20 protein-coding genes are annotated in these 24,268 nt (G+C 59.1%); 17 read left to right on the top strand and 3 right to left on the bottom strand.

The features are described 5' to 3' along the window. Positions 1–6: 6 nt before the first annotated feature. The 7 genes from rseP (at position 7) to lpxB (ending at position 8,122) form a co-directional block, all read left to right on the top strand. Complete coding sequence (rseP, locus tag FHX09_RS16420) at positions 7–1,140, top strand: RIP metalloprotease RseP (RefSeq protein WP_132590922.1); 1,134 nt, start codon at positions 7–9, stop codon at positions 1,138–1,140. A gap of 195 nt (positions 1,141–1,335) precedes the next feature. After that, on the top strand, positions 1,336–3,672 hold the full coding sequence (gene bamA, locus FHX09_RS16415) for an outer membrane protein assembly factor BamA (RefSeq protein ID WP_132591010.1): 2,337 nt from the start codon (positions 1,336–1,338) through the stop codon (positions 3,670–3,672). Between the two features lie 50 nt (positions 3,673–3,722). Next, positions 3,723–4,784 carry a UDP-3-O-(3-hydroxymyristoyl)glucosamine N-acyltransferase gene (gene lpxD / locus FHX09_RS16410; protein WP_132590924.1) on the top strand — a complete coding sequence of 354 codons (1,062 nt, stop codon included), beginning with the start codon at positions 3,723–3,725 and terminating at the stop codon, positions 4,782–4,784. Then, entirely contained in the window at positions 4,777–5,244 is a 468-nt protein-coding gene (gene fabZ / locus FHX09_RS16405; RefSeq protein WP_132590926.1) for a 3-hydroxyacyl-ACP dehydratase FabZ, read from the top strand. The genes lpxD and fabZ overlap by 8 nt, the downstream gene beginning before the upstream one ends. After that, on the top strand, positions 5,241–6,059 hold the full coding sequence (gene lpxA, locus FHX09_RS16400; RefSeq protein WP_132590928.1) for an acyl-ACP--UDP-N-acetylglucosamine O-acyltransferase: 819 nt from the start codon (positions 5,241–5,243) through the stop codon (positions 6,057–6,059). Before fabZ ends, lpxA begins: the two co-directional genes overlap by 4 nt. A 3-nt stretch (positions 6,060–6,062) precedes the next feature. Next, complete coding sequence (locus FHX09_RS16395; RefSeq protein ID WP_165933118.1) at positions 6,063–6,944, top strand: LpxI family protein; 882 nt, start codon at positions 6,063–6,065, stop codon at positions 6,942–6,944. Next, entirely contained in the window at positions 6,941–8,122 is a 1,182-nt protein-coding gene (lpxB, locus tag FHX09_RS16390; protein WP_007790394.1) for a lipid-A-disaccharide synthase, read from the top strand. Before FHX09_RS16395 ends, lpxB begins: the two co-directional genes overlap by 4 nt. 29 nt (positions 8,123–8,151) lie before the next feature. Here lpxB and gltA read toward each other — a convergent pair whose 3' ends face one another. Together gltA and lexA are read right to left on the bottom strand one after the other, a co-directional pair. Then, entirely contained in the window at positions 8,152–9,441 is a 1,290-nt protein-coding gene (gltA, locus tag FHX09_RS16385) for a citrate synthase (protein WP_132590932.1), read from the bottom strand. 1,419 nt (positions 9,442–10,860) lie between these two features. Next, positions 10,861–11,577, bottom strand: a complete 717-nt coding sequence (lexA, locus tag FHX09_RS16380; protein WP_007790400.1) for a transcriptional repressor LexA — start codon at positions 11,575–11,577, stop codon at positions 10,861–10,863. A 199-nt stretch (positions 11,578–11,776) separates the two neighbouring features. Between lexA and FHX09_RS16375 the strand changes: the two genes are divergently transcribed. After that, complete coding sequence (locus FHX09_RS16375) at positions 11,777–12,658, top strand: VOC family protein (RefSeq protein WP_132590936.1); 882 nt, start codon at positions 11,777–11,779, stop codon at positions 12,656–12,658. Further along, positions 12,655–13,500 (top strand): 3-deoxy-8-phosphooctulonate synthase, encoded by an 846-nt coding sequence (kdsA, locus tag FHX09_RS16370; protein WP_132590938.1) that lies wholly within the window; start codon positions 12,655–12,657, stop codon positions 13,498–13,500. The genes FHX09_RS16375 and kdsA overlap by 4 nt, the downstream gene beginning before the upstream one ends. Before the next feature lie 23 nt (positions 13,501–13,523). On the opposite strand, the gene FHX09_RS16365 is transcribed toward kdsA, so the two are convergent. After that, positions 13,524–15,368: a HAMP domain-containing methyl-accepting chemotaxis protein gene (locus FHX09_RS16365; protein ID WP_132590940.1), complete on the bottom strand. Its 1,845-nt coding sequence runs from the start codon at positions 15,366–15,368 to the stop codon at positions 13,524–13,526. Between the two features lie 424 nt (positions 15,369–15,792). On the opposite strand from FHX09_RS16365, the gene eno reads away from it, so the two are divergent. The 8 genes from eno (at position 15,793) to lpdA (ending at position 24,197) form a co-directional block, all read left to right on the top strand. Further along, positions 15,793–17,067: a phosphopyruvate hydratase gene (eno, locus tag FHX09_RS16360; protein WP_184450380.1), complete on the top strand. Its 1,275-nt coding sequence runs from the start codon at positions 15,793–15,795 to the stop codon at positions 17,065–17,067. A 140-nt stretch (positions 17,068–17,207) separates the two neighbouring features. Next, positions 17,208–17,528 (top strand): septum formation initiator family protein, encoded by a 321-nt coding sequence (locus FHX09_RS16355; protein WP_007532419.1) that lies wholly within the window; start codon positions 17,208–17,210, stop codon positions 17,526–17,528. Between the two features lie 146 nt (positions 17,529–17,674). Then, a complete protein-coding gene (pdhA, locus tag FHX09_RS16350; RefSeq protein ID WP_184450378.1) occupies positions 17,675–18,721 on the top strand; it encodes a pyruvate dehydrogenase (acetyl-transferring) E1 component subunit alpha in 1,047 nt (348 codons plus the stop codon). A gap of 17 nt (positions 18,722–18,738) precedes the next feature. Next, entirely contained in the window at positions 18,739–20,118 is a 1,380-nt protein-coding gene (locus tag FHX09_RS16345) for a pyruvate dehydrogenase complex E1 component subunit beta (RefSeq protein ID WP_132590946.1), read from the top strand. 17 nt (positions 20,119–20,135) lie between these two features. Next, entirely contained in the window at positions 20,136–21,473 is a 1,338-nt protein-coding gene (locus FHX09_RS16340; RefSeq protein ID WP_183719122.1) for a pyruvate dehydrogenase complex dihydrolipoamide acetyltransferase, read from the top strand. 19 nt (positions 21,474–21,492) lie between these two features. After that, positions 21,493–22,134 (top strand): SGNH/GDSL hydrolase family protein, encoded by a 642-nt coding sequence (locus tag FHX09_RS16335; RefSeq protein ID WP_007790418.1) that lies wholly within the window; start codon positions 21,493–21,495, stop codon positions 22,132–22,134. A 2-nt stretch (positions 22,135–22,136) separates the two neighbouring features. Beyond that, positions 22,137–22,718, top strand: coding sequence for a GNAT family N-acetyltransferase (locus tag FHX09_RS16330; protein WP_184450376.1), 582 nt, complete (start codon positions 22,137–22,139; stop codon positions 22,716–22,718). A gap of 15 nt (positions 22,719–22,733) precedes the next feature. Then, positions 22,734–24,197 carry a dihydrolipoyl dehydrogenase gene (gene lpdA / locus FHX09_RS16325; RefSeq protein ID WP_007790424.1) on the top strand — a complete coding sequence of 488 codons (1,464 nt, stop codon included), beginning with the start codon at positions 22,734–22,736 and terminating at the stop codon, positions 24,195–24,197. The last annotated feature ends 71 nt before the right edge of the window (positions 24,198–24,268 follow it).

Here is a 24,268-nt window from a genome sequence, read left to right as displayed (position 1 = left end):
GATCAGATGCTTGGCTTGACCGGTATATTGGCGTTCCTGACGGGCTATATGGTGCCCTTCATCCTCGTCTTGTCGTTGCTCGTTTTCGTGCACGAGATGGGGCACTATCTGGTTGGGCGCTGGAGTAGCATTCGCGTATTGGCGTTCTCGATCGGCTTCGGTCCGGAATTGCTCGGCTTCACCGACAAGCATGGAACACGCTGGAAGCTTTCGCTGATACCGCTTGGCGGCTATGTCCGCTTTTTCGGCGACGAGGATGTATCGAGCAAGCCCGATGATGACAAGCTCGCGGCGATGTCGGAAGAAGATCGTGCGCGTTCATTCGCCGGCGCGAAGCTGTGGAAGCGCGCCGCGACCGTTGCCGCCGGCCCGATCGCCAATTTCATCCTCGCGATTGCGATTTTTGCGGTTCTTTTCTCGATCTACGGTCGATCGGTCGCCGATCCTGTTGTTGCAGAACTCAAGCCCGGCAGCGTTGCAGCCGAAGCAGGCGTGGTCCCAGGCGATCTGCTGATCGCCATCGATGGCACGAAGGTCGAGACTTTCGATGACGTCCGGCGCTACGTCAGTATTCGACCAGAGCAGCGGATCGTCGTGACGATTGAGCGCAACGGCGAGAAACTGGATGTGCCGATGGTGCCGGCCCGGACGGATATGACCGATCAGTTCGGCAACAAGATCGAGATCGGCCTTATCGGCATCGTTACGAACCAGGACGTCGGTCACTTCAGGGTGCAGACCTATTCGCCGCTGGAGGCGGTCAAGGAAGGCACGATCCAGACCTGGCACATCGTAACCGGCACCTTCAAGTATATCGGTAATCTGGTCTCCGGTTATATGAAGCCAGATCAGCTCGGCGGACCGATCCGCGTCGCGCAGGCTTCCGGCCAGATGGCGACGTTGGGCGTTGCAGCTTTGCTGCAACTCGCTGCTGTCTTGTCGGTTTCCATCGGATTACTGAACCTGATGCCGGTTCCGGTACTTGATGGTGGCCATTTGATGTTCTATGCGATTGAAGCGGTGAGGGGAAAGCCGTTGGGTTCGTCTGCTCAGGACATTGCGTTCCGCATTGGCTTGGCGATGGTTTTGAGCTTGATGGTTTTTGCCACCTGGAACGATATAAGTGCTTTGATTGGCTGATTGCTGGACGAGGGAAAATTACCGTTTATTTACGATGTTTCAAAGCTGTAGTGGCGAATGCGTCACGCTTAGAAATGAAGTAAACAGAAATTAACTTGCTCCCTTGCTTGTATGTCAAAAGCGGGTAAAACGACACACGTGGCCGGAATCGGGGGACGCCTGGAGCCGGGGACGAGAAAAAAGGTAATGGGTGAAATGAAGGCTGGTTCAAGATTTTTGAACGCAGTATCGGCGGTTGCGCTGTCTGCAGGTATTGTTGCTTCGGGGGCAGGTGCAACGTTTTTCGTCTCGGCAACGACGGCAGAAGCTGCAGTCATTCAGCGCATTGATGTGCGCGGCGCAAGCCGTGTCGGCGCCGAAGCAGTGCGCTCCAACCTGACAATTCAGCCTGGCCAGAGCTTCTCCAACACCGATATCGATGACTCGGTGAAGCAACTCTACGACACCGGCTATTTCTCGGACGTCAAGATTTCCGTCTCGGGCAGCACGCTGGTTGTTTCCGTCCAGGAGGCGCAGCTCGTCAACCAGGTCGTCTTCAACGGCAACCGCAAGATCAAGGACGACAAGCTTGCTGCTGTCGTGAAGACGCGCGCGGCCGGACCTTTTAACGACGCGCAGATCCAGTCGGACATTCAGGCGATCAAGGATGCGTACGCTGCAACCGGGCGCAGTGAGGTTCAGGTGACCACGCAAGTCGTGCCCCTCGGTGAGGGACGCGTAAATCTGGCTTTCGTCATCGACGAAGGTGATCGCACCAAGATTGCCGCTATTAATTTCGTTGGCAACAATGCCTACAGCTCCGGCCGTCTCTCCTCGGTCATCAACACGAAGCGCTCGAACTTCCTGTCGTTCCTGACCCGCAAGGACGTTTATAGCGAAGACAAGCTCCGTGCAGACGAAGAGGCGCTGCGGCAGTTCTACTACAATCGCGGCTATGCCGACTTCCGCATCATCTCATCGGATGCGGCGTTCGACGAGACAACGAACAAGTACACGCTGACCTTCAACATCGAAGAAGGCCCGCGCTATGATTTTGGTGCCGTGACCGTGCAGTCGACTGTTCCCGGTATTGATTCGACGCAGCTTCAGGGGCTCGTCCGCACGCACGAAGGGCAGGTCTACAGCGCCAAGGAAGTTCAGAAGTCCATGGAAGCGATCTCCGATCAGGTCGCGTCCGCCGGCTATCCTTTTGCGCGCGTCACGCCGCGCGGCAACCGCGATCTGGGCAACAACACGATTGGCGTCGAATACCTGGTTGACCAGGGTGAGCGCGCCTATGTCGAGCGCATCGAAATCCGTGGTAACAGCCGTACGCGTGACTTTGTCATCCGTCGTGAGTTTGACATGAGCGAAGGCGACGCCTTCAATCAGCAGATGATTACGAGGGCCAAGCGCCGCCTCGAAGCTCTCGGTTATTTCTCGTCGGTCAATATCTCCACGCAGCCTGGCAGCTCGCCGGATCGCGTTGTTGTTGTCGTTGACGTGCAGGATCAGGCGACTGGCTCGTTCGGTATCGGCGCAGGCTATGCTGCCGGCGGCGACGGTCTGCTGCTCGAAGCATCTGTCGAGGAAAAGAACTTCCTGGGTCGCGGTCAGTACATCAAGGTTAGCGCCGGTGGCGGTCAAGAAGGCTCCCAGACCTATGGCTTGAACTTCACGGAGCCCTACTTCCTGGGCTATCGTTTGGCTGTCGGTTTCGATCTTAACCATAGTGAGACGTCGAGCAACGACAACTACGACTACGAGGAAAACAGCGGTGTACTGCGTGCAACGGCGCCGATCACGGAAGATCTGGCAACAACGTTCCGCTATAACTACAAGCAGATGAAGTACGATCCTTCGGGCTCGCTGAGCAATCTGTCGGCGCCATACCAGCATCTCGTCGAGGACAGTCCGTGGGTGAAGTCGTCCGTTTCGCAGACGCTGACCTACAACACACTTGACGACATGACGCTGCCTCGCGAAGGCATATATGCAAGCGCCACGCAGGAAATTGCTGGCTTGGGCGGTGACTCGGAGTTCTATAAGATCTACGGTAAGGCACGGTATTACCACCTGCTTGCGGATGATGCCGATATCATCGGTTCGGTTACGGGTTCGGCGGGTTATGTCGTCGGTTTTGGCGACAACTTGAACGTCTTTGACCAGTTCACGCTGACCAACGGCGATATTCGCGGCTTCGAGAACAAGGGCATCGGCCCACGCATTGCCGGCGCAAACGACGACCCGCTCGGTGGGACGACCTATTTTACGGTGTCGGCTGAAGCGACCTTCCCACTCCCTGCGTTCCCGCGTGACTTCGGCTTGCGCGGCGCCGTGTTCGCCGATGCAGGTACGCTGTTTGGCAATGATGTCGATCCGCGTGGTGATAGTGTGAACGGCGTTGATGCATCGCTCCGGGCTTCTGTCGGTGTCGGTCTTATGTGGGCGTCGCCATTCGGTACGCTGCGCGTCGACTACGCTATTCCGGTTCTCAAGGAAGACTTCGACAAGACTCAACACTTCAAGTTTGGCATAAACAACCAATTCTGATATCGGCAGTCCGGAACCGTAAAACCGAATTCCGTTCTGGAGATTTGCCGATGGAGCATAATGATTTTTTTCTGCCCCATGATGGCGTGAAACTCTCGGAGTTGGCGCAATATCTTGGGGCAGAGCTTGCTGATCTCAAAACTGCAGATGTGCTGATCCGTTCCGTTTCGCCTGTTAGCCGGGCGAAGGCGGGGGATCTCTGTTACATCATGTCGAAGAAGAGCAAGGGCGAGCTCGCGACGTGTGCGGCGTCTGCCGTGCTTTGCAGCACCGGTCTGAGATCACTGGTGCCCGATCATCTGCCTGTTCTGATTTCGAAGAATGCTCATGCTGCTTTTGCCATGGCGGGGGGCTATCTCTATCCGAACGCGCTGCGGCCTGGAGCACTGTTGTCGGAAGCCTCCGGTATCTCCGATCGTGCGATCGTTGATCCGACGGCCCGGCTCGAGGGCAAGGTTTCGGTCGAGCCATTCGCGGTCATCGGCGCGCATGCCGAAATCGGCGAGGGCACACACATCGGAGCGGGCGCCGTCATCGGACCGAACGTCAAGATCGGCCGTAATTGTACGATCGCGGCTGGCGCAAGCGTGCTGTGCGCACTCGTCGGTAACGGTGTTATCATTCACAACGGTGCGCGGATTGGCCAGGATGGCTTCGGTTATGCTCCAGGTCCGCGCGGGATGATCAAGATCGTGCAGATCGGTCGGGTCATCATTCAGGATCATGTCGAGATCGGCGCCAACACGTCGATCGATCGCGGGACGATGGATGATACGGTCGTCGGCGAAGGCACGAAGATCGACAACCAGGTACAGATCGGCCACAACGTCCGCATTGGACGCCATTGCGCCATCGTTTCCCAGGTCGGTATTGCCGGCAGCACGGTGCTTGGCGATGGCGTGCAGATCGGCGGTCAGGCCGGACTGAATGGACATATCAAAATCGGTGACGGAGTGCAGATCGCCGCGAAAAGCGGCGTGATCGGAGATATACCTGCCGGGGAACGTTACGGTGGTGTGCCCGCGCGTCCGATCCACGATTTTCTGCGAGAGACGGCAGCGATTTTGGCGCGATCAGCGGGCAGTAAGAAAACGGGAGAAAAGAATGACTGAGGAAGCCAAGACTTCGCTCTCTTCGGCAGATATCATTGAGATCATGAAGCTGCTGCCACATCGTTATCCGTTCCTGCTAGTGGACCGGATCATCAATATTGACGGCGACGAATCCGCGGTAGGCATCAAGAACGTGACCGCAAACGAACCGCATTTCACCGGTCACTTTCCCGAATCGCCAATCATGCCGGGTGTACTGCTCATCGAAGGCATGGCGCAGACGGCTGGAGCGATCTGCGCCAAGAAGCAAGACGAAACCGGGAATCTGGTCTACTTCATGACGATCGACAATGCGCGTTTCCGCAAGCCGGTCGTTCCCGGCGATCGTGTCGAATATCACGTGAAGAAACAGAAGCAGCGCGGTAATATCTGGAAGTTCCATTGCGATGCTAAGGTTGATGGAGCGCTCGTCGCCGAAGCTGACATCGGGGCGATGATCGTTCGCAAGGATCAAGCATGAGCACCATAGCAGCCAGCGCCAGCATTCACGCCATGGCGGTCGTCGAAGACGGCGCCGTCGTCGGCGAGAACGTCAAGATCGGCCCTTTTTGCCACGTCGGGTCGAAGGTCGCGCTGGGCGATAATGTGGAACTGCTGGCGCATGCGGTGGTATCCGGCAAGACGACGATCGGTAAGGGCTGCCGCATTTTCCCGATGGCCGTTATCGGTGGAGATCCTCAGAGCGTTCATCATGGCGGCGAAGAGACGACCTTGACGATCGGCGACAACTGCACGTTCCGCGAAGGAGTGACGGTAAACACGGGAACTGCCGATTTCGGTGGCCAGACGATTGTCGGCAATAACAATCTCTTCCTGGCGAACTCCCATATCGCCCATGATTGCCGGGTCGGAAACAATGTCATCATGTCCAACAATGTGATGCTCGCGGGCCACGTCACGATCGAGGATCGTGTCATTCTGGGTGGCGGCTGTGCCGTGCATCAGTTCACGCGCGTTGGCCGGCAGGCCTTTGTCGGTGGGCTCTCGGCTGTCAGTTATGATGTCATTCCCTATGGCATGCTCAATGGCAATCCCGGTCTTCTGAGCGGCCTGAACGTCGTTGGCATGACCCGCGCTGGTGTTGACCGGGCGACGATTCATGCCGTGCGGCGCGCCTACAAGGCGATCTTTGAAGGCGACGGTTCGATCCGTGACAACGCCGCCGCGATCCGGGATGAGTACGCCGATTGCGAACAGGTCATTCAGATTCTCGACTTTATCGCCGCGGAAAGCGATCGCGCTCTTTCCTCTCCGACCAGGGGACAGAAAGGGTGATGCTTGGCTCTCGCTGGTGACATGGCAAAAGGCCGCTTGGCAATCATCGCAGGCAGCGGCCTTCTACCGTCTCATGTCGCCACTGCGGCGCGGCGAGCAGGCGAGAACCCCTTCATCATCGCTCTGAAGGACGAGGCCGACCGTTCTTGGGAAGGCTTTGACCACGCCGTCATTGGCGTCGGCGATTTCGCCGCTCTCAACCGGATCTTTGAAAGCAACCGCATAGATCGCGTTGTCATGTCTGGTGGTGTACGCCGGCGCCCGGAGTGGCGCGAAGTTCGGCCGACACTGAAGACCCTCGCGAAATTGCCGTCGACAATCCGCACGCTGCTCGCTGGCGGCGACGATACGGTGCTGCGCATGGTCATCGCCCTGATCGAAGAGAATGGGCGCCGGGTTGTCGGCGCGCACGAGATCGCACCGGATCTGCTTGCCTGCGTCGGTCCATTGAGCGCAGTGCAGCCAAGCGCCGACGACACCAAGGACATAGTACGAGCAGCAGAAGCGGCGGATGCTCTCGGTAGGCTGGACGTTGGCCAGGGGTCGGTTTCAGTCGGTGGCCGTATCGTTGCGCTCGAGGGAGTGGAAGGCACAGACAGCATGCTAGAGCGTGTCGCGAACCTGCGGTCGGCCGGACGGATTTCCGCGCGCCGGCGCGGAGTGCTCGTGAAACTCTGCAAGCCTCAGCAGGATATCCGCGCGGACCTGCCGTCGATCGGTATTTCGACGATCGAGAACCTGCGCCAGGCGGGATTGGCCGGCGTGGCGATTGAGGCGGGTCGCTCGCTGATCCTGGAGCGTGACGCTGTCATAAAGGCTGCGGATGAGGCCGGTATCTTCGTGTGCGGACTGGATAGGGGATTGCCATCCTGGGGGCTAGTGTGAGCGAGGCTTCACTGAAAGTTGCCATTATTGTTGGAGAGGTTTCTGGCGACCTCCTGGGCGCGGACCTGATCGCCGCCTTGAAACGACAGTTTCCTGGCAGTGTGGAACTGATCGGCGTCGGTGGCGAGGGGCTGGAGGCGCAGGGCCTGCGCTCGCTTTTCGATTTCTCCGAACTGCAGGTCATGGGCATCACGCAGGTTCTATCGAAACTGCCACGGCTGGTTCGGCGTATTGGTGAGACTGCGACGACGATCATCGCCGCAAAGCCTGATGTGCTTATTATAGTCGATAGTCCCGACTTCACGCACAGGGTCGCAAAGCGCGTGCGAACGGCGCTGCCCGACCTGCCGGTTGTCAATTATGTTTGTCCAAGCGTATGGGCGTGGAAAGAATACCGCGCGCAGCGCATGCTCGCCTATGTCGACCAGGTGCTGGCGGTCTTGCCCTTTGAGCCGGAAGTGATGCGCAAGTTGGGCGGTCCGCCAACGACGTACGTCGGTCACCGTTTGACAGCCGATCCGAACCTGCTGGGCGCGCGACGCCAGCGCGAGCAGACGAAACCTCGAAACGAAACCGACCGCAAGACGGTGATGTTGCTGCCGGGTTCGCGCTCGTCCGAGATCATGAAGCTGCTGCCGCATTTTGGCGATGCCGTGAGCGAGCTGGTGGCCCGCAACGGAGATGTGCGCTTCGTTTTGCCGACCATGCCGCGACGCGAATCCATGATCCGTGATCTCGTCAAGGATTGGACGACCAAGCCCGAGATCGTGACGGGCGCGGAGGCGAAGTGGCAGGCATTCGCTGAAGCGGATGCGGCCATGGCCGCGTCCGGGACTGTCGTGCTCGAGCTGGCACTGACCGGTGTTCCCTGCATTTCGGCCTACAAGACGGACTGGATCATCAAGCTCATGACCAGCAAGATCAAAACGTGGAGCGCGGCTCTTCCGAACCTGATCGCCGACTACGCTATTGTACCCGAATATATCAATGACGTGGTCAGAGGCGGCAGCTTTGCACGCTGGATGGAGAAGCTTGCGGCAGACACCTTGCCGCGACGGGCGATGATGGAGGGGTTCGACGTTCTCTGGCAGAGGATGCAGACCGAAAAGCCGCCCGGAGAACACGCAGCAGAGATCGTTCTCGACGTCCTTCAAAAGAAAAAGCCCGGCCATTTCTGACCGGGCTTTTTGCAGACTGCTATCGCGGTTTAGCGCTTGGAGACCGGCAGGTAATCACGCTGCGGCTCGCCGATGTAGAGCTGGCGCGGGCGACCGATACGCTGTTCTGGATCTTCGATCATCTCGTTCCACTGGGCAATCCAGCCGACCGTGCGAGCGAGAGCAAACAGCACGGTGAACATAGTCGTGGGGAAGCCCAGAGCCTTCAGCGTGATGCCGGAGTAGAAGTCGATGTTCGGATAGAGCTTCTTCTCGATGAAGTATTCATCGGTCAGTGCGATACGCTCGAGTTCCATCGCGACTTCGAGCAACGGATCGTCCTTGACGCCGAGTTCGCCGAGAACCTCATGCGTCGTCTTCTGCATGATCTTGGCGCGCGGATCGTAGTTCTTGTAGACGCGGTGACCGAAGCCCATTAGACGGAACGGATCGTTCTTGTCCTTGGCACGGGCAATGTATTCCGGAATACGGTCAACGGTGCCGATCTCGGTCAGCATGTTCAGCGCTGCTTCATTGGCGCCGCCGTGAGCCGGGCCCCACAGGCATGCTATGCCGGCCGCGATGCAGGCAAACGGGTTTGCGCCCGACGAGCCGGCGAGGCGAACGGTCGAGGTCGACGCGTTCTGCTCATGATCGGCGTGCAGGATGAAGATGCGGTCCATGGCGCGGGCCAGAACCGGATTGACCACATATTCCTCGCAGGGAACTGCGAAGCACATGCGCAGGAAGTTCGAGGCGTAGTCGAGATCGTTCTTCGGGTAAACGAAGGGCTGGCCGATGTGATACTTGTAGGCCATGGCAGCGAGCGTCGGCATCTTGGCGATCATCCGCAGGCTTGCGACCATGCGCTGATGCGGATCGGTGATGTCGGTGGAATCATGGTAGAAGGCCGACAACGCGCCGACGCAGCCGCACATGACGGCCATCGGATGCGCGTCGCGGCGGAAGCCCGTGAAGAACCGGCTCATCTGCTCATGCACCATCGTGTGATGCGTGACGCGATAGTCGAAATCCTTCTTCTGGGCAGCGGTCGGCAGTTCTCCGTAGAGAAGCAGGTAGCAGACCTCGAGGAAGTCACCGTGCTCGGCAAGTTGCTCGATCGGATAACCGCGATGAAGCAATACGCCGGCATCACCATCGATATACGTGATTTTCGATTCACAGGATGCGGTCGAGGTGAAACCAGGATCGTACGTGAAGGAAGCCGTGTTCTTGTACAGGGCGCCGATATCGATGACATCAGGGCCAATCGTGCCGCTCTTGATGGCGAGATCGACTGATTTATCACCGATTTTCAGTGTTGCGCTTTGTTCCGTCATTCTGATCCTCCAAACTGGCGGTTGGCGCCATAAAAGCGCCATAGGGTTAAGCGTCGTCGACGATAGCTATATGATCGCGCGCCTAATGCCAAGTTACCGTGGTGCCATTTTGTGCATCGCAGTATCAACTTTTGGGCACTGCTGCGATGTACCCTGCGCATAGCAGAAGCTAATGATAATCCTTGGCTTTTCTGATTTCCGATTTTCCTTCAGATTTCAATCGATTATTGTTGCTTCAAGCCTCGAGAGCTTGCATTGTGGTTGCAAGGGCGGCTGTTTTTGGGCGCAGATGCATGCCGCGGTTGAAGCCATTTGAGGTGAGAAAGGCCGCTCCGGGCGCGGGTGCGCCTGCCCGTGCGGCAGAGCCTTATTTTCTCCGGCCTCAATCTACTCCCAAGCCTCCGCGCCTTCCGCACGCCGTCACTCGTTTCCTGGCCAACGCGGGGTACGACCGCGACTCTCGGCTGCTCATCGTGGTTTCAACGCGCTGTGGCAACGGAGATGGAACATGGGCGCTTTGTCCTGTTTTCTCCGGTCTTCCTCGGGACTGGCGCCGTCCTCTGGTTTGAGTTCGCAAGTGATCCGCCAGCAATCCGCCTGGGAGCATGGATTGTCGCGTCGGCCCTGATTGCGCTGGCGGCAGGCCAAGGCCGCCCGAAATCTTGCGCAGGCAGGGGTATTGGGTGTTCTGGGAATGCTTTTCGCCCAGTTCGAAACGCAGAGCAGGGCGACCGTCATATTGGATTCACCTGTAGCTACGACGATTACGGGCCGCGTCGAGCGTCGGGAAGGCGATGGCCGTGGCCGCTGGCGCGCTACATCATCTCGCTCTCGCTCTCGCAGACGCAGTCGCCCGGGACATTGTCATTGCCGAGGACGGCAGCCTTGTCGCGATTGTCAAAGGGCAAGTCCTTGCACCAAAAATCGACTCCATCCGACTGACTTCATCTTCGATCAATGGCGAAGGGTGCTCCACCGCGATCATTGGACGGCGTCGGCCCTGTTCGGCTGCGGGATAATAAAGGTGAAGCTCAACGTCTCTTCTCGGCAGCGGAACTGCGTAATGCTCGCAATGCGTTGCGTCAGGCTGCGATGGGCGCTACGAATCGCTTCGTATGCCTGAAAGGCGCCTGGTGCACCGCCACGCATGATAGCGGCTACGTCCTGACAATCGTCGAAAACCCTGTGTACTTCGGCGCTGCGTGCGACACCGCCGATATCGTCTCGTCTGACGGAATGCCGGTCGGGCGCACTGCTATTCACCGGCGAAACCTTGCGCCGCTCGGGCACCGCTGAGATACGGATAGACGACCAGGGCACCCATCGTGACGACCTCGTATACCACGCATGATCGCCCCTGGATGCGGCATCGGGCATACAACTGTCGAAGCGGTACGTTTGACGACGAGCTGCCTGTCGTTAGTGATAACGGCGAATGAGGCCGACCAGCTTGCCCTGAACCTTGACGCGGTCGGGTCCGAAAATGCGCGTTTCATAAGCCGGGTTCGCGGCCTCAAGCGCAATGGAGGCGCCCTTGCGGCGGAAACGCTTGAGGGTCGCTTCCTCGTCATCGACGAGTGCGACGACGATGTCGCCGGCATTTGCCGTGCTGGCGTTGCGGATGATCACTGTGTCGCCGTCGAAGATGCCGGCTTCGATCATCGAGTCGCCCTTCACCTCAAGCGCATAGTGCTCGCCCGGGCCAAGCATGTCGGCCGGAACTGTAATGTCGTGGGTATTGTTCTGGATTGCCGAAATCGGCACGCCGGCAGCAATCCGCCCCATAACCGGTACGGAGGCCGAGCTGTCGTTGTCGGCATGCGCAGCCGGCTTCGGCGGCGCAACCGGCTGCGGCTTGCCGAGGCTGCCTTCGATAACGCTCGGCGAAAAGCCGCGGCGGGGCTGGAGGCTCGGATTATATGCCTCCGGCAGCTTGATGACCTCCAATGCGCGGGCCCGATTAGGCAGTCGGCGAATGAAGCCCCGTTCTTCGAGCGCAGTAATCAGCCGGTGGATGCCTGACTTGGACGCGAGATCCAAGGCGTCCTTCATTTCGTCGAAAGACGGAGGGACACCGGATTCCTTCATCCGCTCGTGAATGAAGAGAAGAAGCTCCTGTTGCTTGCGCGTCAGCATCGAAGTTGAACCCCAGAGTCGTGAAACAAAGCCAGAACAGACACTATATGTTCCATATGTGTTCCGCAAGTGCCTAAATTTTCATAAAACTTGCCTGCAACTTGCTCAGTTTTTGCGTCGCTTTTGAGTGAAAGCGTAGAAGGGGGTTGCATTGTTGCCTTGCCCGGCGCACATCTTCGCAAATTCCGGAGAGTTTGCCATGAGCGAAGCACATCCGCTGGACCACATCGTGCTGCCGGTCTCCAATATCGGACTTGCGCGCGAGCGCTTGGGAAAGCTGGGATTCACCGTCGCACCCGATGCCCGGCATCCTTTTGGAACCGAGAATGCCTGCATATTCTTCGCCGACGAAACATACCTGGAACCCTTAGGCGTCGCCAACGCGGAGCTGCACGAGGCGTCGGCGAAGAAAGGCAATGTCTTCACTGCGCGTGACCGGGCTTTCCGATTTCGATGCGGGGATGATGGTTTCTCGGCGGTGGTCTTTGCGACCACCGATGCTGATCGCGACCATGCCCGGTTCCTTGCCGAAAAGATCAATGGCGGCGAGATGCTGCAGTTCGAGCGGCCGATGAAGATGCCTGACGGCTCTCAGGCCACCGCTGCGTTCAAGCTCGCGTTCGCGGTCGATCTGCGGGCTCCGGATTTTTTCTTTTTCACGTGCCAACGCGTCAATCCGCTGCCGGCCGACCGTAGAGCGCTGCAAAAGCACGCAAATGGCGTGAGTGGGATCGCAGAGATCGTTCTTGGCGCGCCGGACCCAAAAGCATTTGCGCCATTTGTGCGTGCTGCGGCGCACGGCCTCCCGGTGACCAACGAGGCCTTTGGCGCGAGTGTGACAACTCCGAACGCCAGAGTGAGCGTTCTCTCCCCAGATGGATTGGATGCCTACTTCGATATTCCGGCACCAAATGATCGCGGCCTGCGTGGCGTCGCCATTGTCTTCAAGGTCAGTGATCTCGCCGTGACAGAAGCGCATTTGGCTGCTAACGGGATGACTTATACGCGCAAGAACAATCGAATTCTGGTGAAGGCGGCGCCCGGACAGGGCGCGCTCTTCGCCTTCGAGGAGAAACGATGAGCCAGACAAATTCCGAAGTCGTGATCGGCGAAGGCGCCGGCCGCGTCACCTTTTCGAATGCCGGCAAGCTGTCCCTGATTGCCGGGCCTTGCCAGATGGAGAGCCGCGACCATGCCTTCATGGTCGCCGGTGTATTGAAGGAACTCTGCGACAAGCTTGGTCTCGGCCTCGTCTATAAGTCCTCGTTCGACAAGGCGAACCGCACCTCGCTGTCGGCGCAGCGCGGCATAGGTCTTGAACAGGCGCTGGAGGTCTTTTCGGACCTCAAGAAGGAATACGGCTTTCCGGTTCTGACCGACATCCATACCGAGGAGCAGTGCGCCGAGGTGGCGACGGTCGTCGACGTCCTGCAGATCCCGGCCTTCCTGAGCCGTCAAACCGATCTGTTAGTGGCAGCCGCGAAGACCGGCCGAGCCGTTAACGTCAAGAAGGGACAGTTCCTGGCGCCTTGGGACATGAAGAACGTTCTCAACAAGCTGAACTCGACCGGAAACCCGAATATTCTGCTTTGCGAACGCGGCGCCTCGTTCGGCTACAACACACTGGTTTCCGACATGCGTTCGCTGCCAATCATGGCGGCGATGGGTGCTCCAGTCGTTTTCGATGCGACGCATTCGGTGCAGCAGCCGGGCGGGCAGGGCGGTTCGAGCGGCGGCCAGCGCGAATTCGTGGAGACGCTGGCACGGGCAGCCGTTGCGGTTGGCGTCGCCGGTGTCTTCGTAGAAACGCACGAAGATCCTGACAATGCGCCATCCGACGGGCCGAACATGGTCTATTTGAAGGATATGCCGCGGCTGCTCGAAAAGCTGCTGGCCTTCGACGTGATTGCAAAGGCCGCCTGAAACCGGCAGACGGGTGTCGGCCGTCAACCGGCGAGCGCCATCCTTTTGTGGGAGGCATATCCCATGGTCGCGGACTGTCCCGTTTCGTCGAGACAGAAACGGGACAGCAGGTGATTGAGGCGCACCGCCTCGTCGCCCAGCTCTCGGCAGGCGGCGCTGGTTTGCTCGACCATCGCCGCGTTCTGTTGCGTGACACTGTCCATCGTGTTGATGGCGGCATTGACTTCCAGGAGCGCGGTGGTTTGTTCGGAGGAAGAACGCACGATCCCCTCGATCAGCGCCGTGACCTTGAGAATCTGCTGATCGATATTGCTGAGCGCTTCGCCTGTGCGGTTGACAAGGCCGACGCCTGCTGAAACCTGGCTGGAAGAGGTCTCGATCAACTGTTTGATTTCTTTCGCCAGATTGGCGGAGCGACCGGCAAGGTCGCGCACTTCCTGTGCAACGACGGCAAAGCCCTTTCCGGCATCACCTGCGCGGGCGGCCTCCACTCCGGCATTCAGTGCGAGGAGGTTGGTCTGGAAGGCGATTTCGTCGATGACGTTGATGATCTGGCCGATCTGTGCGGATGATGTCTCGATCTTCTCCATCGCGGCCACCGCCTCGTGCACGACGGTCGCCGAGTAGCTTGCGCTTTCCTTGGTCGCCGTCATCATCGCGTTCGCTTCGTTGGCCCGTTCCGATGAATTCTTGACGGTGACCGTGATCTGGTCGAGCGCCGAGGCTGCTTGCTCCAGTGAGGCGGCCTGATGTTCCGTTCGCCGGGCCAGATCATCCGTGCTCGACGCGATTTCGCTCGAGCCGGTCCCTACCGTATTCGTGACGGCTGAGATTTCTTTCATTGCGCCGGAAAGCGTACGGATGCTCGAGTTGAACTCCTCGCGCAGCTTTTCATAGGTCGCTTCGAAGGGCTCGCTGAGTTGGACAGAGAGGTCGCCGCCCGAAAGGCGCTCCAGACCGCGGCTCAGACTGGTGATGACGCGCTCGCGGGCAGCTTCCTCGTCTGCCTTGGTGGCGGCGAGCGCCGCATCGCGCTGTGTCTGGACCTGGCGTTCGGCATCCTGGCGCTCACGGATATTGTTCCGTTCCTCGGCGGCTTCGCGGAACACGGAGACGGCGCGCGCCATCTCGCCGATTTCGTCGGCGCGGCGGCTGAAGGGCACTTCCTTCGAATAATCGCCGGCGGCAAGGATCGCCATATAGTCGCGCATTGCTGAGAGCGGCACGACAGCGCGTCGACGGAAGACGTAAAGGCCGCCGAGCAACAGGAAAAACGAGACAGCTGCTGCCGCGAGCGTGATGGTGGAGAGGATGCGGGTCTGTTCGGCGGCATCCTTTTCGGCAGCAGCCAGGAAGGCGTTCGCCATATCCACGAGCTTGTTGACGGCCTCTTCATGAATATGGAAATTCGTTGAAAGCTTCTCGAAAGCCGCCGGGATGACGGCGGCGTCGTTCTTGAGAATGGCTGGGGCGAGTTCTTCTGCCATCACCTTCCAGAACACGTCGCCTTTGACGAGGACATCGTTCAGGAGTTTTTCCTTGAGGTCGGCGCTGAGCGCTGTTTCCGACCAATATTTGCGGCGATCCTTATAGGCGGGCTTCAGGACAGTCTGGATGCGCTCGATATTCTTCCGCGCGACTTCAGGACGCTGCACCGCCTCAAGTGCGAGCATGTAGGATTCAACAATATAGAGAGGTGGCGGCAGGATATCGGCAACGAGATCCTTTCCGTAGACGATCTGCTGATACATCTCGCCGTTCACCCGCAGCTTGTTGAAGGCGTAATTCTGAATGCCGATCGACGTGATCAATCCTGCGGTGACGACGGCCGCGAAGATGGCAAGGCTGCGAGCAATATTGAGTTTCATCCGGCGCCCCGTAAATTCTAACAGCGAACAGGTGTTGTTTATTGAAATGGCTTGGAGTTTGGAGGGAGTTTAGAATCTCTATAAACAGGCGGAATTGAACCGCATAAGGAAGTGCATCATGCAATACTACTTACCGGAGGACAGGCAGTATTTCCTCATCGAGGATTAATTGTAATATTAATTGGTTACTGATCGATAAATTTGCAACCACATTGAATGTGGTGACTTGTTTTCAAAACCTGAAGTTTCGAAACACTGGAGCAGGGGCAGCGGAAGGATGCCGTGACGCGCCTCTTCAAAAGCCTGACATATTCGCGCGATAGGTCCGTGACGTGCCGTGTGTCGTCGGTGTGGCATTGTAATTTGCGTGCCTTCGATTAAACAGGCTTCGAACGATTTATCCACCCTCGAGCAGGAAGAGCCGATGACCGCAATTACCGACATTATCGCCCGCGAGATTCTCGACAGCCGTGGCAACCCGACCGTCGAAGTCGATGTCTATCTCGAAGATGGCAGCTTGGGCCGCGCGGCGGTGCCGTCGGGCGCTTCGACCGGTGCTCACGAAGCCGTCGAAGTGCGTGATGGCGGCAAGCGCTATCTCGGCAAGGGTGTTGAAAAGGCCGTCGAAGCCGCCAATACGGAAATCTTCGACGCGATCGGTGGCATCGACGCCGAAAACCAGATCCAGATTGACAACATCATGATCGAGCTGGACGGCACACCGAACAAGTCGCGTCTCGGTGCCAACGCCATCCTCGGCGTGTCGCTCGCCGTTGCCAAGGCGGCTGCTCAGGCTTCCGGCCTGCCGCTTTACCGCTATGTCGGCGGTGCGAGCGCCCATCTTCTGCCGGTTCCGATGATGAACATCATCAACGGTGGTGCGCATGCCGACAATCCGATCGACTTCCAGGAATTCATGATCCTTCCGATCGGCGCCGATTCCATCCGCGAGGCCGTCCGCATGGGCTCGGAAGTCTTCCACGTCCTTAAGAAGGAATTGTCGGCTCAGGGTCACAACACCAACGTCGGCGACGAAGGTGGCTTCGCGCCGGGCTTGAAGAGCGCGCCTGAAGCCCTCGACTTCATCATGAGGTCCATCGAGAAAGCCGGCTACAAGCCGGGCGACGACATCAGCCTCGGCCTCGACTGCGCCTCGACGGAATTTTTCAAGGACGGCAAGTACGTCCTCGAAGGCGAAGGTCGCACGCTGGAATCGGGTGCCATGGCCGAATATCTTGCACAGCTCGCGGCCCAGTACCCTATCATCTCGATCGAAGACGGCATGGCCGAAGATGATTGGGACGGCTGGAAGGCTCTGACGGATCTGGCCGGAAAGAAGGTTCAGCTGGTCGGCGACGATCTCTTCGTCACCAACTCGGCTCGTCTTCGCGACGGTATCCGCATGGGTGTTGCCAACTCGATCCTCGTCAAGGTCAACCAGATCGGCTCGCTGACGGAAACCCTCGACGCCGTCAACACTGCCCACAAGGCTGCCTACACTGCGGTCATGTCGCACCGCTCGGGCGAAACCGAAGATTCGACGATTGCCGATCTGGCCGTTGCCACCAACTGCGGTCAGATCAAGACCGGTTCGCTATCGCGTTCGGATCGTCTTGCCAAGTACAACCAGCTGATCCGCATCGAAGAAGGCCTCGGCCCGCAGGCCCGCTACGCCGGCCGTTCGATCATCCGCGGCTAATCGCATCTGATTTCAACGACTTCGAACCCGCGTCCCAAAGGCGCGGGTCTTTTCTTGCTTAATTTTTCATAGTCAACGGACAGTTAATCTCTGCCCGGTAGTCTTGGACGCATCGAGGTAATGCGTTCGAGCGTGCGTTTATGTGGACAAAGCATCACAAAAAGAAAAAGATCGGTCGTTTCGTCGTTCCGGCGATGACGGTCGCGTTTCTCTCCTACTTCGGCTATCATTGCATCCACGGTGATTACGGTCTGCGGGCAACCGAGGGGTTCGAGCGCCAGCGGATAGCGCGTGAAAGGGAGTTGGCGGTTCTGAAGGGCAAGCGCGAGCATCTCGAAAAGCAGGTCGCGCTGCTGAGCGACGGTTCGATGGACAAGGATATGCTGGACGAGAAAGCGCGTCTTCAGCTGAATGTTTCTCGTGCCGACGAGATCGTCATATTCAATCACTATTCCAATTAACCGAAATTCAGTTAACTGAAATAAAGTCTTGTTTATCAGTAGTTTACTCATGAATACGAGCCATGCATTTATGGCATTGCTGCGGCGAAATTTCTTCCCTATGGTACGCGCCACCAAAGAACCGACAAACCCGTAGGGAGGGGTGAATGGCGCCGCGAAAAACCGCGACCGTTTCCAGCCGTAAAACTAGCGTAAAGCCGGCAAACAAGGCATCCAATGGTGGTCCTGTTGCTGATTTTACGCGCGATGAGGAGCTCAAGGCCTATCGCGAGATGCTGTTGATCCGCCGCTTCGAGGAGAAGGCCGGACAGCTTTACGGCATGGGCTTCATTGGTGGTTTCTGTCACCTTTACATTGGCCAGGAAGCTGTGGTCGTCGGCATGCAGATGGCGCAGAAGGAAGGCGATCAGGTTATCACCGCCTATCGCGATCACGGCCATATGCTGGCAACCGGCATGAGCGCGCGTGGCGTCATGGCCGAGCTGACCGGGCGCCGTAGCGGTTATTCGCGCGGCAAGGGCGGCTCGATGCACATGTTCTCCAAGGAGAAGCATTTCTACGGGGGGCATGGCATCGTCGGTGCCCAGGTTTCGCTCGGAACGGGCCTTGCCTTCGCCAACCGCTATCGCGGCAATGACAGTGTCTCCGTCGCCTACTTCGGTGATGGTGCCGCCAATCAGGGCCAGGTCTACGAGAGCTTCAATATGGCCGCTCTGTGGAAGCTGCCGATCATCTACATCGTCGAGAACAACCGCTATGCCATGGGAACCTCGACCGCGCGTGCTACCGCGCAGTCGAACTACTCCCTCCGTGGCTCCGGTTTCGGCATTCCCGGCATCCAGGTCGATGGCATGGATGTCCGCGCGGTCAAGGCTGCAGCTGACGAAGCCCTCGAGCATTGCCGCTCCGGCAAAGGCCCGATCATCCTCGAAATGTTGACCTACCGCTATCGCGGCCACTCTATGTCGGACCCGGCGAAGTACCGCACCAAGGAAGAAGTGCAGAAGATGCGCTCCGAGCAGGATCCGATCGAACAGGTGCGTGCGCGTCTGCTCGAAAAGGGCTGGGCCTCGGAAGACGATCTGAAGGCGATCGACAAGGACGTGCGCGATGTCGTTGCTGATAGCGCCGACTTCGCCCAGTCCGATCCGGAGCCGGATGCATCCGAGCTCTACACTGACATTCTGCTCTAATCGGGGAGGGACGACCCATGCCAATCGATATTCTCATGCCCGCCCTCTCTCCGACGATGGAAGAAGGCACGCTTTCCAAGTGGCTCAAGCAGGAAGGCGACACCGTCAAATCAGGTGACGTCATTGCCGAGATCGAAACCGACAAGGCGACGATGGAAGTCGAAGCCGTTGATGAAGGCGTCATAGGTAAGCTGCTGGTGCCGGCCGGTACCGAAAATGTGAAGGTTAACGCCAAGATCGCGGTCCTGCTGCAGGACGGCGAATTGGCCTCCGACATCTCCGCCGCACCCGCCGCGCAGCCCGCCCCGGCTGCCGCCGCCCTGCAGGCGGAAGAAAAGCCGGCGCCCGCTGCTCCGGTTCCAGCAGAGCCGAAGGCTGCCGTGCCGAATGATCCCGAAATTCCGGCAGGCACCGAAATGGTCTCCATGACCGTCCGCGAAGCGCTTCGCGATGCCATGGCCGAAGAAATGCGCGCTGACGACAGCGTCTTCGTCATGGGCGAAGAGGTTGCCGAATACCAGGGCGCCTACAAGGTCACCCAGGGTCTTCTGCAGGAATTCGGCGCGCGGCGCGTTATCGATACGCCGATCACCGAGCACGGCTTTGCCGGCGTCGGCGTTGGTGCTGCGATGGCCGGCCTGAAGCCGATCGTCGAGTTCATGACCTTCAACTTCGCTATGCAGGCGATCGACCAGATCATCAACTCCGCTGCCAAGACACTCTATATGTCGGGCGGCCAGATGGGCGCTCCGATCGTCTTCCGCGGCCCGAACGGTGCAGCTGCCCGCGTCGGCGCCCAGCACAGTCAGGATTACGCGTCCTGGTACAGCCAGATCCCGGGCCTCAAGGTCGTCATGCCCTATACGGCATCCGACGCCAAGGGCCTGCTGAAGGCTGCGATCCGCGATCCGAACCCGGTCGTCTTCCTCGAAAACGAAATTCTCTACGGTCAGCACTTCGATGTGCCGAAGATGGACAATTTCGTTCTGCCGATCGGCAAGGCCCGCATCCATCGTCCCGGCAAGGACGTGACGATCGTCTCCTTCGGTATCGGCATGACCTATGCGGTCAAGGCTGTCGCGGAACTCGAAAAGATCGGCATCGACGCAGAACTGATCGATCTGCGCACGCTGCGCCCGATGGACCTTCCGACGGTCATCGAATCGGTCAAGAAAACAGGCCGCTTGGTCACCGTTGAGGAAGGCTATCCGCAGAACTGCGTCGGCACGGAAATCGCCACCCGCGTCATGCAGCAGGCCTTCGATTACCTCGATGCGCCAATCCTGACGATTGCCGGTAAGGACGTCCCGATGCCTTACGCTGCCAACCTCGAGAAGCTTGCGCTTCCGAACGTCGGTGAAGTCGTCGATGCCGTGAAGGCTGTTTGCTACAAATAACAAGGGGAGGGTACTCGATGCCTATCAACATCACTATGCCCGCCCTCTCTCCAACCATGGAAGAAGGCAATTTGGCCAAGTGGCTCGTCAAGGAAGGTGACACCGTCAAGTCTGGCGATGTCATTGCCGAGATCGAGACCGACAAGGCGACAATGGAAGTCGAAGCCGTTGACGAAGGCACTGTTGCCAAGATCGTCGTCCCGGCCGGTACCGAAGGCGTCAAGGTCAATGCGTTGATCGCGGTTCTTGCCGGCGAAGGCGAAGACGTTGCTGCTGCTGCCAGCGATGCAGGCTCTGCTGCTCCGGCTCCCAAGGCTGAAACCGCTGCCGAAGCCCCGAAGGCTGAAGCCGCAAATGCTCCCGCCGCACAAGCGCCGGCTGCTGCACCCGCAGCCGCTCCGGCAAGCGGGAACCGGACCTTCTCCTCGCCGCTCGCGCGTCGTCTGGCGAAGGAAGTCGGTATCGATCTGTCCGCCATTTCCGGCTCCGGCCCGCACGGTCGTGTCGTCAAGAGCGACGTCGAAGCTTTTGTCACAGGTGGTGGCGCCAAGGCGGCTCCGGCTGCCGCAGCCGCACCGCAGGCTGCCGCACCGGCGCCGGCCGCCGCACCGAAGGGCGCGTCCGACGAAACCGTTCTCAAGCTCTTCGAGCCGGGCTCCTACGAGCTCGTGCCGCATGACGGCATGCGCAAGGTCATCGCCAAGCGCCTCGTCGAATCCAAGCAGACCGTGCCGCATTTCTACGTCACTGTCGATTGCGAACTCGATGCGCTGCTGGCGCTGCGCGCCCAGCTCAACGACGCGGCTCCCCGCAAGGATGGCGGCGCTGCCTACAAGCTCTCCGTCAACGACATGGTCATCAAGGCCATGGCACTGGCGCTGCGCGATGTTCCGGATGCCAACGTCTCCTGGACCGAAGCCAACATGGTCAAGCACAAGCACGCCGATGTCGGCGTTGCTGTCTCGATCCCGGGCGGCCTGATCACCCCGATCATCCGCAAGGCCGAGGAAAAGACCCTTTCGGTCATCTCCAACGAGATGCGTGACCTCGGCAAGCGCGCCAAGGATCGCAAGCTGAAGCCTGAAGAATATCAGGGCGGTACGACGTCGGTCTCGAACATGGGCATGATGGGCGTGAAGAATTTCGCGGCCGTTATCAACCCGCCGCATGCAACGATCCTAGCGGTCGGCGCAGGCGAGCAGCGTGTGATCGTACGTAAGGGCGAAATGGTCATAGCGACCGTGATGAGCGTCACGCTCTCGACCGACCATCGCTGTGTCGACGGCGCGCTCGGTGCGGAGCTGCTGCAGGCGTTCAAGGGCTACATCGAGAATCCGATGGGCATGCTCGTTTGAGACCGGAGCGGAGGCGGAAATGACGAAGACCGTTCTTTGCTATGGTGACTCGCTGACCTGGGGCTATGACGCCGATACCATCGGACGTCATGCCTACAAGGATCGTTGGCCAAGCACGCTTCAGGCGGCACTCGGCAACGAGGTCCGGGTCATCGCTGAAGGATTGAACGGGCGGACCACCGCCTTCGACGATCATCTCGCTGACTGCGACCGGAATGGCGCACGCATCCTGCCGACGATCCTGCAGAGCCATGCGCCGCTTGATCTCGTCATTTTGCTGCTCGGCACCAACGACATGAAGCCTGTCGTGGCAGGGTCGGCCTTTGCCGCCTGCCAGGGCATCGCCCGGCTGGTGCGGTTGATCCGCAATCATGCGTGGCCCTTCGAATTCGATGGACCTGACATTCTGATCGTCGCGCCGCCGAAGGTCCGTGAGACAGCGAACGTGCCGTTTGCGGCGTCGTTCGTTGGCGGCATCGAGGAGTCGGCGAAGCTTCCCACCCTCTATCGCGATCTCGCGGACGAGCTCGGCTGCGGCTTCTTCGACGGCAATTCTGTAGCGAAGACGACCCCGGTCGATGGCATTCACCTCGATGCGGAGAATACCCGCGCTCTCGGGCGCGGCATGGAATCGACTGTGCGGATGATGCTGGGGCTTTGAGCATGGGATCCTTCGTTTCGCTTCGTTCCGCCACGCGGGAGGATGCGACGGAGTTGGCTTTACTCACGGATATCGCCTCGCATGGTTTCGCCTCCTGGCTCTGGCTGGCGGAGCTTGGAAACGGCGGCGGTGATACGCCGATGGAGCGTGGACGGCAGAAGCTGCGCGGCGACCAGGGGCACGGCAACTGGAGCGATGCCGTTATTGCCGAAGCCTACGGCGAGATCGCGGGAGCTGCGATCGGCTATGGTCTGGGTGAAGGCATACGGAATATCCAGGCGGATCGCCCGGCGCTGAGGCCGGTCATCGATCTGCAGAAAATGGTCGTGGGAAGCTGGTTTATCGGAACGCTCGGTGTCTACAGCCATCTGCGTGGCATCGGGATCGGTCGACGGCTTCTGAAGGATCAGATTGAACGGGCGCAAAACGCGCCTGTCAGCCTGATTACCGCAGGTTACAACGAAGCGGCCCTGTCGCTTTACAAAAGGAATGGATTTTCGGAGGCGGCGCGCGCGGATGCCGTGGCCTTCTTCGAAAACGGCAGGAAACACGAGTGGGTGCTTCTCACCCGCGACGCCCGATAGTAAAGGCAGGAAAACATGGCTGAGAATTACGACGTCATCATTATCGGCTCCGGACCCGGGGGCTATGTCGCCGCTGTGCGGGCCAGCCAGTTGGGCCTCAAGACCGCGATCGTGGAACGCGAGCATCTGGGCGGCATCTGCCTGAACTGGGGCTGCATCCCCACCAAGGCTCTGCTTCGCTCGGCTGAAATTCTCGACCACTCCAACCACCTGAAGGACTATGGTCTCGTGCTGGAAGGCAAGGTCAGCGCCGACGTGAAGGCGGTCGTTGCCCGCTCGCGCGGCGTCTCCGCGCGCCTGAACGGCGGTGTCGGCTTCCTGATGAAGAAGAACAAGGTCGATGTGATCTGGGGCGAAGCCAAGATTACCAAGGCTTCGACTGGAGCTCAGCCGGGCGAAGTCGTCGTCGGCAAGTCGTCCAAGCCGGTGGTCGAGCCGCAGCACCCGGTGCCGAAGGGCGTCAAGGGCGAGGGCACCTACACCGCCAAGCACATCATCGTTGCGACCGGCGCCCGTCCGCGCGCTCTGCCGGGTATCGAGCCTGATGGCAAGCTGATCTGGACCTATTTCGAAGCGCTGAAGCCGGATGTGCTGCCGAAATCGCTGATCGTTATGGGCTCGGGCGCCATCGGCATCGAATTCGCAAGCTTCTACCGCTCCATGGGCGTCGACGTCACTGTTGTCGAAGTCATGCCGACCATCATGCCGGTCGAGGATGCGGAAGTTACTGCGATCGCTCGCAAGCAATTGGAAAAGCGCGGGCTGAAAATCTTCACGAGCGCCAAGGTCGCCAAGGTCGAAAAGTCCGCCAACAGCATCACGGCTCATGTCGAGACATCGGATGGTAAGATCCAGCAGATCACCGCTGATCGGATGATCTCGGCTGTCGGCGTGCAAGGCAACATCGAAAACCTTGGGCTGGAGGCTGTGGGCGTCAAGACGGACCGCGGTTGCATCGTCATCGACGGCTACGGCAAGACCAACGTATCAGGCATTTACGCGATTGGTGACGTCGCCGGCCCGCCGATGCTCGCTCACAAGGCCGAGCACGAAGGCGTCGTCTGCGTCGAGAAGATTGCCGGTCTTCCGAACGTGCATCCGACGGACAAGGGCAAGGTCCCGGGCTGCACCTACTGCAACCCGCAGGTCGCCTCCGTCGGCCTGACCGAGGCGAAGGCCAAGGAGCTGGGCCGCGACATCCGCGTCGGCCGCTTCTCCTTTGCGGCGAACGGCAAGGCGATCGCGCTTGGCGAAGACCAAGGCCTCTGCAAGGTGATTTTTGATAAGAAGACCGGCGAACTGCTTGGCGCACACATGGTTGGCGCTGAAGTCACCGAGCTAATCCAGGGCTTCGTCGTCGCGATGAACCTCGAGACAACCGAGGAAGAACTGATGCATACGATCTTCCCGCATCCAACTGTTTCCGAAACCATGAAGGAAGCGGTTCTTGATGCCTACGGTCGGGTGCTGAACGCTTGATAATTTCCCTCGCTGCACTCCATCCCCGCGTGGGTTAGAGCCATCCCAGGGTGGAAAAAACGAAAGGAAAT

Origin of the sequence: Rhizobium sp. BK538, assembly GCF_014197575.1 — a bacterium.
Classification (GTDB): Bacteria; Pseudomonadota; Alphaproteobacteria; order Rhizobiales; family Rhizobiaceae; genus Rhizobium.
This window is presented reverse-complemented; position numbering and strand designations above follow the sequence as displayed.